This window comes from Xanthomonas sp. Leaf148 (assembly GCF_001423585.1).
Classification (GTDB): domain Bacteria; phylum Pseudomonadota; class Gammaproteobacteria; order Xanthomonadales; family Xanthomonadaceae; genus Xanthomonas.
The window spans coordinates 1-16,415 of record NZ_LMOP01000004.1 but is presented as its reverse complement, the minus strand read 5'-3'; the positions used below and the strand labels follow the sequence as shown (position 1 = coordinate 16,415).

Annotated in this window: 12 protein-coding genes, 1 tRNA gene and 1 pseudogene; all 14 read right to left on the bottom strand. The window is 61.4% G+C overall.

Features of this window, described 5'->3' with window-relative positions:
• A partial coding sequence (locus ASF90_RS04780; RefSeq protein ID WP_153066014.1) for a GTP-binding protein occupies positions 1 to 98 on the bottom strand: 98 nt, incomplete at its 3' end.
• Positions 99 to 144: 46 nt separating this feature from the next.
• On the bottom strand, positions 145 to 2,262 hold the full coding sequence (fusA, locus tag ASF90_RS04775) for an elongation factor G (RefSeq protein WP_055846638.1): 2,118 nt from the start codon (positions 2,260 to 2,262) through the stop codon (positions 145 to 147).
• Between the two features lie 137 nt (positions 2,263 to 2,399).
• On the bottom strand, positions 2,400 to 2,867 hold the full coding sequence (rpsG, locus tag ASF90_RS04770) for a 30S ribosomal protein S7 (protein WP_006450629.1): 468 nt from the start codon (positions 2,865 to 2,867) through the stop codon (positions 2,400 to 2,402).
• A gap of 12 nt (positions 2,868 to 2,879) precedes the next feature.
• Complete coding sequence (rpsL, locus tag ASF90_RS04765; RefSeq protein WP_002811712.1) at positions 2,880 to 3,254, bottom strand: 30S ribosomal protein S12; 375 nt, start codon at positions 3,252 to 3,254, stop codon at positions 2,880 to 2,882.
• Positions 3,255 to 3,477: 223 nt separating this feature from the next.
• Positions 3,478 to 7,695, bottom strand: a complete 4,218-nt coding sequence (rpoC, locus tag ASF90_RS04760; RefSeq protein WP_055846634.1) for a DNA-directed RNA polymerase subunit beta' — start codon at positions 7,693 to 7,695, stop codon at positions 3,478 to 3,480.
• A 100-nt stretch (positions 7,696 to 7,795) separates the two neighbouring features.
• The gene (rpoB, locus tag ASF90_RS04755; protein ID WP_055846631.1) at positions 7,796 to 11,947 is read right to left on the bottom strand and encodes a DNA-directed RNA polymerase subunit beta; all 4,152 of its coding nucleotides are present in this window, start codon (positions 11,945 to 11,947) and stop codon (positions 7,796 to 7,798) included.
• Positions 11,948 to 12,245: 298 nt separating this feature from the next.
• Entirely contained in the window at positions 12,246 to 12,611 is a 366-nt protein-coding gene (rplL, locus tag ASF90_RS04750) for a 50S ribosomal protein L7/L12 (RefSeq protein ID WP_055846628.1), read from the bottom strand.
• A 55-nt stretch (positions 12,612 to 12,666) separates the two neighbouring features.
• On the bottom strand, positions 12,667 to 13,200 hold the full coding sequence (rplJ, locus tag ASF90_RS04745) for a 50S ribosomal protein L10 (protein ID WP_055846625.1): 534 nt from the start codon (positions 13,198 to 13,200) through the stop codon (positions 12,667 to 12,669).
• A gap of 546 nt (positions 13,201 to 13,746) precedes the next feature.
• On the bottom strand, positions 13,747 to 14,445 hold the full coding sequence (gene rplA, locus ASF90_RS04740; RefSeq protein WP_055846624.1) for a 50S ribosomal protein L1: 699 nt from the start codon (positions 14,443 to 14,445) through the stop codon (positions 13,747 to 13,749).
• A gap of 3 nt (positions 14,446 to 14,448) precedes the next feature.
• On the bottom strand, positions 14,449 to 14,877 hold the full coding sequence (gene rplK, locus ASF90_RS04735) for a 50S ribosomal protein L11 (protein WP_055846621.1): 429 nt from the start codon (positions 14,875 to 14,877) through the stop codon (positions 14,449 to 14,451).
• Between the two features lie 197 nt (positions 14,878 to 15,074).
• Positions 15,075 to 15,632 (bottom strand): transcription termination/antitermination protein NusG, encoded by a 558-nt coding sequence (gene nusG, locus ASF90_RS04730; RefSeq protein ID WP_005993332.1) that lies wholly within the window; start codon positions 15,630 to 15,632, stop codon positions 15,075 to 15,077.
• 13 nt (positions 15,633 to 15,645) lie between these two features.
• Positions 15,646 to 16,056 (bottom strand): preprotein translocase subunit SecE, encoded by a 411-nt coding sequence (gene secE, locus ASF90_RS04725; protein ID WP_055846620.1) that lies wholly within the window; start codon positions 16,054 to 16,056, stop codon positions 15,646 to 15,648.
• Between the two features lie 49 nt (positions 16,057 to 16,105).
• A tRNA-Trp gene (locus ASF90_RS04720) sits at positions 16,106 to 16,181 on the bottom strand.
• A gap of 108 nt (positions 16,182 to 16,289) precedes the next feature.
• A pseudogene (gene tuf / locus ASF90_RS21420) lies at positions 16,290 to 16,415 on the bottom strand (elongation factor Tu); the annotation flags it as partial.

The window sequence follows — 16,415 nt, the reverse complement described above, 5'->3', positions numbered from 1 at the left end:
GTCAGCGCAGCGGTCAACGTGGTCTTGCCATGGTCAACGTGACCAATGGTGCCGACATTGACGTGCAGCTTGTTGCGCTCGAATTTAGCTTTTGCCATGACTTGCTACCTCTAATTAGAAAATTTTTGAAGCGGCTGAGCGAACTCAGCCCTTCTTGGTGACGGCGTCGGCGATGTTGGTCGGCGCCTCTTCGTAATGGTCGAATTCCATCGAGAACGTTGCACGCCCCTGACTCATCGAGCGCAGCGAGGTCGCGTAACCGAACATCTCACCCAGCGGAATCATCGCATTGATGATCTTGCCCGACGGGCTGTCGTCCTGACCCTGCAACACGCCGCGACGGCGGCTCACGTCGCCCATCACGTCGCCCAGGTAATCCTCCGGGCTGACGATCTCGACCTTCATGATCGGCTCGAGCAACACCGGGCTGGCTTTCGCAAAGCCCTGCTTGAACGCCATCGACGCGGCCAGCTTGAACGCCATTTCCGAGGAGTCGACGTCATGGTACGAGCCGAACACCAGCTTGACCTTGACACCCACCACCGGGAAGCCAGCGATCGGACCACTGGTGATCGTTTCGCGCAGGCCCTTCTCGACCGAGGGGATGAATTCCTTCGGAATGATGCCGCCGGTGATGTCGTTGATGAAGAGGAAATCGTCCTTGACGCTATCGTTCTTACGATCTTCTTCGGTCATCGGCGACAGCTCGATCACGACGTGACCGTACTGACCCTTACCACCGGACTGCTTGGCGTGCTTGTAGTCGGACTTGACGTCGGTCTTGCGGATCGTTTCGCGATACGCAACCTGCGGCTTGCCAACGTTGGCCTCGACATTGAACTCGCGACGCATGCGGTCGACGATGATGTCCAGGTGCAACTCGCCCATGCCGGAGATGATGGTCTGGCCGGATTCTTCGTCGGTCTTGACGCGGAACGAGGGATCTTCCTGCGCCAGGCGACCCAGCGCCGTACCCATCTTTTCCTGGTCCGACTTGGTCTTGGGCTCCACCGCCATCGAGATCACCGGCTCCGGGAAAATCATGCGCTCCAGGGTGATGATCTTGTCCTGTGCACACAGCGTATCGCCGGTGGTGACGTCCTTCAGACCCACGGCCGCGGCGATGTCACCAGCGCGCACTTCCTTGATCTCTTCGCGATTGTTGGAATGCATCTGCAGGATGCGGCCCACGCGCTCTTTCTTCGACTTGACCGGGTTATAGACCTGGTCGCCGGAGTTCAGCGTGCCCGAGTAGACACGGAAGAACGTCAGCGAGCCCACGAACGGATCGGTCATGATCTTGAACGCCAACGCCGAGAACGGCGCGGTGTCGGTCGCAGGACGGCTGTCTTCCTTCTCGTCTTCGTCGATGCCGGCAACCGGCGGACGGTCGGCCGGCGACGGCAGCAGATGCACAACGCCGTCGAGCATGGCCTGCACGCCCTTGTTCTTGAACGCCGAGCCGCAGAACACCGGCACGATCTCGACCTTCAGGGTGCGCTCGCGCAGACCCACCAGGATCTCTTCTTCGCTCAGGTCGCCTTCGTTGAGGTACTTGTCCATGAGCTCTTCGCTGGCTTCTGCAGCCGCTTCGACCATGAACGAACGCGCCTCGGTCGCAATCTCGACCAGGTCGGCCGGGATGTCGCCGTATTCGAAGGTGGTGCCCTGCGACGCGATATCCCAATGAATCGCCTTCATCTTCAACAGGTCGACCACGCCCTCGAAACCGTCTTCGGCGCCGATCGGCACCTGCATCGGCACGGCATAGGCACCCAGACGGGCTCTCAGCTGCTCGACGACCTTGTCGAAGTTGGCACCGGTACGGTCCATCTTGTTGACGAAGGCCATGCGCGGCACGGAATACTTGTTGGCCTGGCGCCACACAGTCTCGGACTGCGGCTGCACGCCACCCACGGCGCACAGCACGAACACCGCACCGTCGAGCACGCGCAAGGAGCGCTCCACTTCGATGGTGAAGTCGACGTGCCCGGGGGTGTCGATGATGTTCAGGCGATGCTGCGGCATGGACTTGTCCATACCCGACCAGAACGCAGTGGTCGCAGCGGAGGTGATGGTGATACCACGCTCCTGCTCCTGCTCCATCCAGTCCATCACTGCAGCGCCGTCATGGACTTCGCCGATCTTGTGACTGACACCGGTGTAGAACAGGATGCGCTCGGAGGTGGTGGTCTTGCCGGCATCGATGTGGGCCATGATGCCGAAGTTGCGGTAACGCTCGATAGGGGTGGTGCGGGCCACGGGGAGCCTCTCAATTTCTTGGATTTCGGATGGCCGAACGCCGCCTTTCGGCGGCCTTCGGATTGAATGCGACGCGAGACGCGTCGCAAACAGCACTCATATGGTGCTGAAGGGCCCCGTTACCAAGGCCCCCGAGGTCACCAGCGGTAGTGTGCGAACGCCTTGTTCGCTTCCGCCATACGGTGAGTCTCTTCGCGCTTCTTGATCGCGCCGCCACGGCTTTCCGAGGCGTCCAACAGTTCTGCAGCCAGCTTGCGCGGCATGGTGTTCTCGCCACGCTTGCGCGCGGAATCGATCAACCAGCGCATTGCCAGCGCCGTGCGACGGGAGGAGCGCACTTCGACGGGCACCTGATAGGTAGCACCACCAACGCGACGCGATTTAACTTCGACAGCCGGGGCCACGTTGTCCAGTGCTTTTTGCACTAGCTCGACGGCATTCGGATTCTTTTCGCCAATGACGTCCATCGCGCCATAGACAATTTTCTCAGCAACCGACTTCTTGCCACTTTGCATCACCATATTGATGAAGCGGGCAATGGTTTCGCTGCCATGCTTTGGATCAGGCAGGACGGTGCGCTGCGGAGTAGAACCTTTACGGGACATTGGAGTATTTCCTTAGCTCTTCGGGCGCTTGGCGCCGTACTTGGAACGACCTTGACGGCGCTTTGCGACGCCGGCGGCGTCCAGCGAACCACGGACGGTGTGATAACGCACACCGGGAAGATCCTTGACGCGGCCACCACGAATCAGGACCACGGAGTGCTCCTGCAGGTTGTGACCTTCACCACCGATGTAGCTGATGACCTCTTCCTGATTGGTCAGGCGCACTTTGGCAACCTTACGCAGGGCCGAGTTCGGCTTCTTCGGGGTAGTGGTATAGACGCGTGTGCAGACGCCGCGGCGCTGCGGACACTTGTCCAGTGCCGGGGAGGCACTCTTGTAGGTGGTCGCTTGCCGAGGCTTGCGGACCAGCTGATTGATCGTCGTCATCAGTTGATTCTTCTGATTAGAGAGGCCGAGACGGCCTTGCACGAAAACGAAGGCAGGCCGAAAAACGGCCCGCCGAGACAGGGAAGTATAGCTGGCAGGACGAAACTCCGTCAACTTCACGGAAACCCAACCCTGCTGGCCCGTCCAAAGGCCGGAAAACGGAAGGCCTCCTGCCCTCCTCTCGCTTGGCTGACGGCGCTCTTGCGAGCGCCGTCGCAAGCGCTTACTCCTCGTCCGCGCCGGCGTCCGCCACAGCGACGACCGGTTCGGCAACCGTCGGCTTGCCCGACAAGGTTTCCATTTCCGAGTCGGTCAGACCGGACGATTTACGACGCCCGGCGTGGTAAGCCAGACCGGTACCGGCCGGGATCAGACGACCCACGATCACGTTTTCCTTCAGGCCGCGCAGGTTGTCGCGGGTACCGCGCACGGCAGCCTCGGTCAACACACGCGTGGTCTCCTGGAACGAGGCCGCCGAGATGAACGACTCGGTGGCCAGCGAGGCCTTGGTGATACCCAGCAGGACCGGATCGTACTTGGCCGGCAGTTCGTTGCGCTTGACCAGGCGGACATTTTCCTCGATGACGCGCTGGCGCTCGACCTGCTCGCCATTGAGGAACTTGCTGGTGCCCTGGTCGGTGATCTCGACCTTGCGCAGCATCTGGCGAGTGATCACCTCGATGTGCTTGTCGTTGATCTTCACGCCCTGCAGGCGATACACGTCCTGGATTTCCTTGACCAGATACGCGGCCAGCGGCTCGACACCCAGCAGACGCAGAATGTCCTGCGGGCTCGGCTCGCCGTCCACCACGGTCTCGCCCTTGGTCACATGCTCGCCTTCGAACACGATGATCTGGCGGTACTTCGGGATCAGCTCTTCGTGTTCGCTGCCATCGGTGTCCTTGATGATCAGACGCTGCTTGCCCTTGGTGTCCTTACCGAAGCTGATGATGCCCGAGCGCTCGGCCAGGATCGCCGGATCCTTCGGCTTGCGTGCTTCGAACAAGTCGGCAACGCGCGGCAGACCACCGGTGATGTCGCGGGTCTTGGACGCTTCCTGCGGGATCTTGGCGACCACGTCGCCCACGCCGACAGCGGCGCCGTCCTGCAGGTTGACGATGGAGCGCGGCGGCAACAGGTACTGCGCCGGCAGATCCGTATTCGGGATCGTCAGGTCGTTGCCCTTGCCATCGACGATGCGCACGATCGGGCGCAGTTCCTTGGCATGCGCACCGCGACGCTTCGGGTCGGTGATTTCGCGCGAGGCCAGGCCAGTCAGTTCGTCGGTCTTCTCGATGACGGTGACGCCGTCGACGAAGTCGATGAAGCGAATGAAACCGGCCACTTCCGACACGATCGGGTGGTTATGCGGATCCCAGTTGGCAACGCCCTGCCCGGCCTTGACCGCATCGCCGTCTTTGGCGGTGATGGTGGCGCCGTACGGCAGCTTGTAACGCTCGCGCTCGCGGCCATGGCCATCGAGCACGGACAGTTCGCCAGAACGCGAGACCGCAACCAGTGCGCCGCTGGCATGCGCCACCGACTTGAGGTTGTTGAACTTCACCGAACCGGTGGTCTTGACGGTGATGTTATCCACCGCAGCCGCACGCGATGCCGCACCACCGATGTGGAACGTACGCATGGTCAGCTGGGTACCCGGCTCACCGATCGACTGCGCGGCGATGACGCCGACAGCTTCACCGATGTTGACCTGGTGACCACGTGCAAGATCGCGACCGTAGCAACGTGCGCACACGCCGAACGACGATTCGCAGCTGATAGTCGAACGCACCTTCACCGACTGCACGCTGGCGTCTTCCAGCTTGGCAACCCAGGCTTCGTCGAGCAGCGTATTGCGGGTGACGATCGGCTCTTCGTCGTTGCCCGGCAGGTACACGTCCTCGGCCACGACACGGCCCAGCACGCGCTCCTTCAACGGCTCCACCACGTCGCCGCCTTCCACGATCGGGGTCATGATCAACCCTTCGGTGGTGCCGCAATCGACTTCGGTGATCACCACGTCCTGCGCGACGTCGACCAGACGACGGGTCAGGTAACCCGAGTTCGCGGTCTTCAACGCGGTATCGGCCAGACCCTTACGCGCACCGTGGGTGGAGTTGAAGTACTCCTGCACGTTCAAGCCTTCGCGGAAGTTCGCCTTGATGGGCGTCTCGATGATCGAGCCGTCCGGACGCGCCATCAGGCCACGCATACCAGCCAGCTGACGGATCTGCGCCTGGCTACCACGCGCACCGGAGTCGGCCATGATGTAGAGCGAGTTCATCGACTTCTGGTCGATGGTTTCGCCCTTGGCATTTTCGACCTTCTCGGTACCGATGGTGTCCATCATCGCCTTGGCGATGCGCTCGCTGGTACGCGACCAGATGTCCACGACCTTGTTGTAACGCTCACCGGCGGTGACCAGGCCCGACTGATACTGCTCCTGGATTTCCAGCACTTCGGCTTCTGCCTCGGTGAGGATGCCCTTCTTCTCGTCCGGGATCAGCATGTCGTCGATGCCGATCGACACGCCCGCGCGAGTGGCGTAGGCATAGCCGGTGTACATCAGCTTGTCGGCGAACACGACGGTGTCCTTCAAGCCCAGCAGACGGTAGCTGGAGTTGATCAGACGCGAGATGTTCTTCTTGGTCATCTCGGTGTTGGCCAGCTGGAACGGCAGACCTTCCGGCAGGATTTCGCTCAGCAACGCACGACCGACCGTGGTGTCCACGATCGAGGTGCCGCTGGTGCGCTTGCCGTCGACAGCATCGACGTCCACCTGGGTGATGCGAACCTTGACCTTGGCGTGCAGTTCCACCACGCGGTTGTCGTAGGCGCGCTTCACTTCGCTGGTGTTCGCAAACACCATGCCCTCGCCCTTCTTGTTCTCCAGGGCGCGGCTCATGTAGTACAGGCCCAACACCACGTCCTGCGACGGCACGATGATCGGCTCGCCGTTGGCCGGCGACAGGATGTTGTTGGTGGACATCATCAGCGCACGCGCTTCCAGCTGGGCTTCCAGCGAGAGCGGTACGTGGACGGCCATCTGGTCACCGTCGAAGTCGGCGTTGAAGGCAGTACACACCAGCGGATGCAGCTGGATGGCCTTGCCTTCGATCAACACCGGCTCGAACGCCTGGATGCCCAGACGGTGCAGGGTCGGCGCACGGTTCAACAGCACCGGATGCTCGCGAATGACTTCTTCGAGGATGTCCCACACCTCGGCCTCTTCGCGCTCGACGAGCTTCTTGGCGGCCTTGATGGTGGTGGCCAGGCCACGACGCTGCAGCTTGGCGAACACGAACGGCTTGAACAGCTCGAGCGCCATCTTCTTCGGCAGGCCGCACTGGTGCAGCTTGAGGTACGGACCGACGGTGATGACCGAACGACCGGAGTAATCCACGCGCTTGCCGAGCAGGTTCTGACGGAACCGGCCCTGCTTGCCCTTGATCATGTCGGCCAGCGACTTCAGCGGACGCTTGTTGGTGCCGGTGATGGCACGGCCACGACGGCCGTTGTCCAGCAGTGCATCGACCGATTCCTGCAGCATGCGCTTTTCGTTGCGCACGATGATGTCCGGCGCATTGAGCTCCAGCAGGCGACGCAGACGGTTGTTGCGGTTGATCACGCGGCGGTACAGATCGTTCAGATCCGAGGTCGCGAAGCGGCCACCATCCAGCGGCACCAGCGGACGCAGGTCCGGCGGCAGCACGGGAAGCACGGTCATGACCATCCACTCCGGACGGTTGCCCGATTCCAGGAAGGCTTCGATCAACTTGATGCGCTTGGTCAGACGCTTGAGCTTGGTTTCCGAACCGGTGCTGGCGATTTCTTCGCGCAGGCGGGTCATTTCCGATTGCAGGTCGATCGTGCGCAGCAGCTCGTACACGGCCTCGGCGCCCATGGCGGCGTCGAAATCGTCGTTGTACTCCTGGCGTGCAGTCAGGTACTGCTCTTCGGTCAGCAGCTGGCGGCGCTCGAGCGGGGTCAGGCCCGGCTCGGTGACCACGTAGGCTTCGAAGTACAGCACGCGCTCGATGTCACGCAGGGTCATGTCCAGCATCAAACCGATACGCGAGGGCAGCGACTTGAGGAACCAGATGTGCGCGACCGGCGAGGCCAGGTCGATGTGACCCATGCGCTCGCGACGCACCTTGGCCAGGGTGACTTCGGTGCCGCACTTTTCGCAGACCACACCGCGGTGCTTCATGCGCTTGTACTTGCCGCACAGGCACTCGTAATCCTTGATCGGGCCAAAGATCGCGGCGCAGAACAGGCCGTCACGCTCCGGCTTGAAGGTGCGGTAGTTGATGGTTTCGGGCTTCTTCACTTCGCCGTAGGACCACGAACGGATCAGGTCAGGCGACGCCAGCGCGATCTTGATCGCGTCGAAATCCAGCGTCTGGCGCTGTTGATTGAAGAGGTTGAGCAGGTCTTTCATTGGATATCTCCGGGTCGGAGGAATTTCGTATCTGAGATGAAACCGAGGGCATTACGTTCCGGATCCAGGCACCGCATTACAGCGCCTGGATCCAGCTCGATCACTCTTCCAGTTCCATGTTGATCGCCAGCGAGCGGATTTCCTTCACCAACACGTTGAAGGACTCCGGCATGCCCGCGACCATCTCGTGCTCACCATCGACGATGTTCTTGTACATCTGGTTGCGGCCCTGCACGTCGTCGGACTTCACCGTCAGCATTTCCTGCAGGGTGTAGGCCGCGCCGTAGGCTTCCAGCGCCCAGACTTCCATTTCGCCGAAGCGCTGACCACCGAACTGCGCCTTGCCGCCCAGCGGCTGCTGGGTCACGAGCGAGTACGGGCCGGTCGAACGGGCATGCATCTTGTCGTCGACCAAGTGGTTCAACTTCAGGTAATGCATGTAGCCAACCGTGGTCTTGCGATCGAACGCTTCGCCAGTGCGACCGTCGTACAACTGGGTCTGACCGCTCTGCGGCAGTTCGGCCAGTTCCAGCATGCGCTTGATTTCCGCTTCGCTGGCGCCGTCGAACACCGGGGTGGCCATCGGCACGCCGTCGATCAGGTTCTTGCCCAGGTTGAGCAGTTCCTCATCGCTGAACTGCGACAGATCCACACGCTGCGCATTGATCGCGCTGTCGTGGTTGTAGATGTCGTCCAGGAACTTGCGCAGCTCGCTGACCGCGGTCTGCGCTTCCAGCATGCGCTGGATCTTGCGACCCAGGCCCTTGGCGGCCCAGCCCAAATGCACTTCCAGAATCTGGCCGATGTTCATACGCGACGGCACGCCGAGCGGGTTCAGCACGATGTCCACCGGCTCGCCGGTTGCCATGTACGGCATGTCTTCGACCGGCACGACGTTGGAGACCACACCCTTGTTGCCGTGGCGGCCTGCCATCTTGTCGCCCGGCTGGATGCGGCGCTTCACCGCCAGGAACACCTTGACCATCTTCAGCACGCCCGGTGCGAGGTCATCGCCCTGGGTGATCTTGCCGCGCTTGTCGGCAAAGCGTGCTTCGAATTCCTTCTCGTGCGCCTGGATCTGCTTCTGCGCGCGTTCGATGGCGTCGGCAGCGTCTTCGTCCTTCATGCGCAGCTGGAACCAATCGGACTTCTTCAGCCCGTCCAGATACGCGTCGGTGACGTTGTCGCCCTTCTTCAGGTTCGGACCGCCATTGGCGACCTTGCCCACGATCTGCGAGCGCAGACGTGCGTAGATGGCCGCTTCCAGAATGCGGAACTGGTCGTCGAAGTCCTTCTTGACGCGCTTGATCTCGGATTCTTCGATCTGGCGCGCACGCTTGTCCTTCTCGATGCCGTCGCGGGTGAAGACCTGCACGTCGATGACGGTGCCGTCCATGCCCGGGGGCACGCGCAGCGAGCTGTCCTTCACGTCGGACGCCTTCTCACCGAAGATCGCACGCAGCAGTTTTTCTTCCGGGGTCAGCTGGCTTTCGCCCTTCGGCGTGACCTTGCCGACCATGATGTCGCCGGCGCGCACTTCCGCACCGATGTACACCACGCCGCTTTCGTCCAGACGGTTCAAGGCCTGCTCGGACACGTTCGGGATGTCGGCGGAAATTTCCTCCGGCCCCAGCTTGGTGTCGCGTGCAACGCAGGTCAGCTCTTCGATGTGGATCGTGGTGTAACGATCCTCTTCCACCACGCGCTCGGAGAGCAGGATGGAGTCTTCGAAGTTGTAGCCGTTCCACGGCATGAAGGCGATCAGCATGTTCTGACCCAGCGCCAGCTCACCGATGTCGGTGGACGGGCCGTCGGCCAGCACGTCGCCGCGCGCGATCACGTCGCCCACATTCACCAGCGGACGCTGGTTGATGCAGGTGTTCTGGTTGGAGCGGGTGTACTTGATCAGGTTGTAGATATCCACGCCGGCATCGGTGCCGCCGCCAATTTCTGCCTCGTTGACCTTGACCACGATGCGGGCCGCATCGATCTGCTCGATCACGCCACCACGCAGCGCGTTGACGGTCACGCCCGAGTCGCGCGCAACCGCACGCTCGATGCCGGTACCGACCAGCGGCTTCTGCGAACGCAACGTCGGCACGGCCTGGCGCTGCATGTTGGCGCCCATCAGTGCGCGGTTCGCGTCATCGTGTTCCAGGAACGGCACCAGCGCCGCTGCGACCGACACGGTCTGCATCGGCGAGACGTCCATGAAGTGGACTTCTGCCGGCGGCTTGAGCAGCGACTCGCCCTGGAACCGGCATGGCACGAACTGCTCGGTGAGCATGTTCTTGACGTCGGTCAGCGCGTTCGCCTGGGCGATCACGTACTCGTTTTCTTCGATCGCCGACAGGTATTCGACGTCGTCGGACACCTTGCCGTCCAGCACCTTCCGGTACGGCGTTTCGAGGAAGCCGTACTGATTGGTGCGGGCGAACACGGCCAGCGAGTTGATCAGGCCGATGTTCGGGCCTTCCGGCGTTTCGATGGTGCAGACGCGGCCGTAATGGGTCGGATGCACGTCGCGCACTTCGAAGCCTGCACGCTCGCGGGTCAGACCGCCCGGGCCCAGTGCGGAGACGCGACGCTTGTGCGTCACTTCCGACAGCGGGTTGTTCTGGTCCATGAACTGCGACAGCTGCGAGGAACCGAAGAATTCCTTGATCGCGGCGGCCACCGGCTTGGCGTTGATCAATTCCTGCGGGGTCAGACCTTCCGACTCCGCCATCGACAGACGCTCCTTGACCGCGCGCTCGACGCGGACCAGGCCGACGCGGAACACGTTCTCGGCCATTTCGCCGACCGAACGCACGCGACGGTTGCCCAGGTGATCGATGTCATCGACCACGCCGCGACCGTTGCGGATTTCGGTGAGCACCTTGATCACTTCCAGGATGTCGGAGGTGTCGGTGTGCTCGGCGACCAGACGCTTGGATTCTTCGTCGTTACGCTCGGCAAAGTACTTCTTGTCGTACAGCACCGACTCGCCCAGCACTTCCTTGCGGCCGACGCGACGGTTGAACTTCATGCGGCCGACCGTGGACAGGTCGTAGCGCTCGAAGGTGAAGAACAGGTTGTGGAACAGGTTCTGCGCGGCTTCCTTGGTCGGCGGCTCGCCCGGACGCATCATGCGGTAGATTTCGACCAGCGCTTCGAGCTGCGTCTTGGTCGGATCGATGCGCAAGGTGTTGGACAGGTACGGACCGCGATCCAGGTCGTTCACCCACAGGGTGCCGACCGCGTCGACGCCGGCCTTACGGAAGGCAGCCAACTGGTCTTCGCTAATTTCGTCGTTGGCATTGGCCAGCAGTTCGCCGGTCGAAGCATCGACCACGTCGTGCGACAGGATGCGGCCGACTAAATAGTCGTCCGGCACGGCCAGCGCGGCAACGCCGGCGGCTTCCAGCTGCTTGACGTGACGGGCGGTGATGCGCTTGCCCGCTTCCACGATGACCTTGTCGCCATCGGCCAGGTCGAAGTTCAGCGTTTCACCACGCAGACGCTCCGGCACCAGCTCCAGCTGCACGCCTTCGTCCGGATTGATATGGAACGTGTTGATCTCGAAGAACTCGGCCAACATCTCTTCGTTGTTGTAGCCAAGCGCGCGCAACAGGATCGACACCGGCAGCTTGCGGCGACGGTCGATACGGGTGAACAGCGCGTCCTTCGGGTCGAACTCGAAGTCCAACCAGGAACCGCGGTACGGAATGATGCGGGCGCTATACAGCAGCTTGCCCGAGCTGTGCGTCTTGCCACGGTCGTGGTCGAAGAACACGCCCGGCGAGCGGTGCAGCTGCGACACGATCACGCGCTCGGTGCCGTTGACGATGAAGGTACCGTTGCCGGTCATCAGCGGGATTTCGCCGAGATAGACCTCCTGCTCCTTCACGTACTTGATGGCCTTGGTCGACGACTCGCGGTCGTAGATCACCAGACGCACGGTCACGCGCAGCGGCGCGCCATAGCTCATGCCGCGCTGACGGCATTCGCGCTCGTCAAACACCGGCTGACCCAGCTTGTAGCCCACGTACTCGAGCGCAGCGTTGCCGCTGTAGCTGGAGATCGGGAACACCGACTTCAGAGCAGCATGCAGACCGAGGTCTTTGCGCTTGGTCGGCTCCACATCTTCCTGCAGGAATTCGCGATAGGAATCCACCTGGATGGCAAGCAGAAACGGCACTTCGAGAATCGAGCGCTGCTTACCGAAATCCTTGCGGATACGCTTTTTTTCGGTGAACGAATAAGACGTCATGAGGTCTTCACCCTAGGCTGCGGGGGCCGCGTCGCGGCGGCCCTGAAATAACAAAATTGTCAGTTGGAAGTCGCTGGTATTGCCGGCACCAGCACGCCTTCTCTTGCTACTTCCAACTACCAACTCGGTGAGGCCGGGAATCGGGAGTGGAGATGTGGGATTCGGAAAAGCGCAACCTCGCAGTTGCAGATCTCCAACTCCCATTCCCGACTCACGTCCGAAACGGCCAAAGGCCGGGGGCTTTGGGCCCCCAGCCTTCAGTGCATCACCGTAAAACGCTGGCGATGCAAGATGCTGCTTACTTGACTTCGACGGTCGCGCCGGCTTCGGTCAATTCCTTCTTGATCTTCTCGGCTTCGTCCTTGGACGCGCCTTCCTTCAGGATGCCACCGGCTTCGGTCAGATCCTTGGCTTCCTTCAGACCCAGGCCGGTCACGGCACGGACGGCCTTAATGACGCCGACCTTGTTGGTGCCGCAGTTGACCAGCACCACGTTGAACTCGGTCTGCTCTTCGACCACAGCAGCCGGGCCAGCTGCAGCGGCAGCGACCGGAGCGGCGGCGGAGACGCCGAACTTCTCTTCGATGGCCTTGACCAGCTCCATCACTTCCATCAGGGACTTCTCGGCGATGGCGTCGACGATCTGTTCGTTGGTAAGGGACATTGTGATTACCTTTTAGAAATTAATTCTGGAATGGTTTCTAGCAGACGCTAGGACATCAAGCTTCGGCAGTCTCGGCGACCGGCTCGGCGGCTTCGTCGCCACCGCCCTGCTTGTCGCCAACGGCCTTGACGGCACGGGCGAACATGGCAGCCGGTTCGGACAGCACGCGGGCCAGCATGGCCAGAGCCTGGTCACGGGTCGGCAGCGAAGCCAACACGTCGACGTGGCTCGCCGGGAACAGTTCCCCGCCGATTGCCACAACCTTGGCCTGCAGCTTGTCGTTGCTCTTGGCGAATTCCTTGATCAGGCGACCGGCAGCGCCGGGCTCCTCCATCGAAAACGCATACACCAAAGGACCGACCAGCTTGTCAGACGCGACAGCAAATTCGGTACCTTCGACGGCACGCACAGCCAGGGTGTTCTTGACAACTTTCAAGAACACACCGGTTTCGCGGGCCTGCTTGCGCATCGCGGTCATCTGGGAGACCGTGGTGCCAGCGTATTCGGCGGCGATCAGGGAGTGGGCCTTGGCGGCGATGTCTGCCAGCTCGGCGACTACTTCTTGCTTCTGGGACAGATTGAGAGCCATTGCACTCCTCCGTTAAAGCTGGGACGCGAGATTTGCGATTCGGGATTCGCCCAAGGCCATGCAGCAGCCCTGAAAATCCCCAATGCCGACCCTTTCATCCCCGCTTCAAACTACTCCGCTCGCGGCTCCTGCCGGTTGCGGTCCAGGGCAGCTTCCATCCTGGAAGCCGGGAACATCGACCGATGTTCCTTTGGTGGCCGTTCTAGACCTGGAGTGGACTCGATCCGGGATGTCCCAGATGCGCGTAAACCAGAAAACTCCAGAAGGGCGACACCATCTACGCCGGCCAGTTCGAAACGAACCAATTAAGCGATCCCGCTGCATCGACGGCGACTCCATGCCAGTGCGAGCATCCCTGCCCGTCGTCGATCTGCGCTGACCGCGCCTGCGGTCTTTGACGGCTACCGCCGGACATGCCGGCGATCGCCTTCAAAATGTCCGTTACCCCAAAGGAGGGAACGGACTCCCAGCACACGGTTGCCCGGGCCGGAAAAACAATGCAGTACTGCACAAACACGTCAGGCGCATGACGCCCGACGGATTCGATTACTTCAGCGACAGGCTCGACTGATCAACCGTCACGCCCGGACCCATGGTCGAGCTGACCGACACCTTCTGCAGGTAGGTCCCCTTCGAGGTGGCCGGCTTGGCCTTGATCAGGTCCAGCAGCAGCGCCTGCAGGTTCGACTTCAGCGCTTCGTCGTCGAAGCTAGCCTTGCCGATGGTGCAGTGGATGATGCCTGCCTTATCGGTGCGGTAACGCACCTGGCCCGACTTGGCGTTCTTGACCGCTTCGCCCGGGTTCGCCGACACGGTGCCGACCTTCGGATTCGGCATCAGACCGCGCGGACCCAGCAGGGTGCCGAGCTTACCGACAACGCGCATGGCATCCGGGGTCGCGATGACCACGTCGTAGTTCAGATCGCCGGCCTGCATCTTCTCGGCCAGGTCGTCCATGCCCACTGCCTCGGCGCCTGCAGCCAGGGCTTCGTCAGCCTTGGCGCCCGCCGGTGCGAACACCGCAACGCGCACGCTCTTGCCGGTACCGGCCGGCAGCACGGTCGAACCGCGCACCTGCTGGTCGGACTTCTTGGCGTCCACGCCCAGGCGCACAGCAACGTCGATGGATTCGACGAACTTGGCCTTGGTGGCGGTCTTCAGGATCTTGATTGCGTCTTCGAAGGCATAGTTCTTGCCCGGGACGACAGCGGCCGCAATGGCCTTAACGCGCTTATTCTGTGCCATGTCTTAGCCCTCCACCGTCAAACCCATGCTGCGGGCAGTACCCGCAATCGTGCGAACTGCCGCTTCGAGCTCGGCTGCCGTCAGATCGGCTTCCTTGGTCTTGGCGATCTCTTCCAGCTGCTTGCGTGTCACCTTGCCGACCTTGTCGGTATTGGGACGCTTCGAACCGGAAGTAACACCCGCCACCTTCTTGAGCAACACGCTGGCGGGCGTGCTCTTGGTGACGAAGGTGAAGGTACGGTCGGAATACGCGGTGATGATCACTGGCGTCGGCAGACCCGGCTCCAGCTTGGAAGTCGCAGCGTTGAACGCTTTGCAGAATTCCATGATGTTCAAACCACGCTGACCCAGTGCAGGGCCGACCGGCGGTGCAGGATTGGCCTGGCCGGCCTTAACCTGCAACTTGATGTAGGAAGTAATCTTCTTAGCCATTTCGATGCTCTCCGGGTGCTAACGCCTGACAACAGGCTCCCCATCGGACCGGGAGAATCACGCGTCCCGGCGTCGCGCTGTGTACCACACGCAGATGGCTGCCATGCGGCAGCCATTATTTCCCGGCGGTCGCCAGGTCAGCGAGCCGCGCACTATAGCAGTATTTAGAGCAGGCGCCTAGCAGGCGCCCGCCTAGGTCAGCCCTTCTCGACCTGGCCGAACTCGAGCTCGACCGGCGTGGAGCGACCGAAGATGAGCACGGCGACACGCAACCGGCTTTTCTCGTAGTTGACTTCTTCGACAACGCCATTGAAGTCGTTGAACGGACCATCGGTGACGCGCACCATCTGACCCGGCTCGAACAGCACCTTCGGACGCGGCTTTTCAACGCCATCCTGCACACGCTGCAGGATCGCATCAGCCTCTTCGTCGCGAATCGGCAATGGACGATCTGCCGTACCGCCAATGAAACCCATGACTTTGGAAGTTTCCTTCACCAAGTGCCAGCTTTCATTGTCGATGCGCGGAATACCGGCTTCTTCGTGGGTTTCGATCTGCACCAGCACGTAGCCGGGGAAGAACTTACGCTCAGACCGACGCTTCTGGCCGGCGCGCATTTCAATCACTTCTTCGGTCGGCACCAGCACGTCACCGAAACGATCTTCCATTTCGGTGCGGACGATGCGATCGCGCAATGCCTGCGCAACCGATTTTTCAAAGCCTGAATAGGCGTGAACGACATACCAACGCTTCACTGCTTGATTCTCCTTAACGAGCCAGGAACCACTGCGTGAGCTTCTGGATGACGAAATCGAAGCCGCCCAACAGCAAACTCAGAATGATCACAACAACAATCACCACCCAGGTAGTGCGAATGGCTTCCTGACGCGTCGGCCAGACCACCTTGCGCAACTCAAACCTGGATTCGGACATGAATTCGCGGGTTTCCCGGCCTTTGCCAGTCCCTAAAAACACAAATGCACCCGCCGCCAGCCCAACAATGACAGCCAGCGCGCGCAACTGCGGCGTCCAGGCTCCCAACTGCGTGGCACGCTCGGGAGCAGAAAACCAGAACCACACAAACAACCCCGCAACCACCAGGATCGCGGAGAGAACGTATTTCACAATATCAGCGCTGGCAGAAGACGCGCTTTTGGAAGGCTCGATTTTGCTATTCATCCGGCTCTAGTTACCGATCTGACCCGAGTCGCTGGGCCGGAAAGAGGAGTGGCACGCCAGGAGGGACTCGAACCCCCAACCTGCGGTTTTGGAGACCGCTGCTCTGCCAATTGAGCTACTGGCGTATGTACTCGTTTACCGCAAACCCTAAGACAACGAAGGCGGACCGATGTTCAGCCGGCCCGCCATTCGCGCAGTGTCGGCGGCCAGGGCCGCCGAACTGCAGGCATTGCTTACTTGACGATCTTGGCAACCACGCCGGCGCCGACGGTCCGGCCGCCTTCGCGAATTGCGAAGCGCAGACCTTCATCCATCGCGACCGGGTTGATCAGCGTCACGACCATCTTCACGTTGTCGCC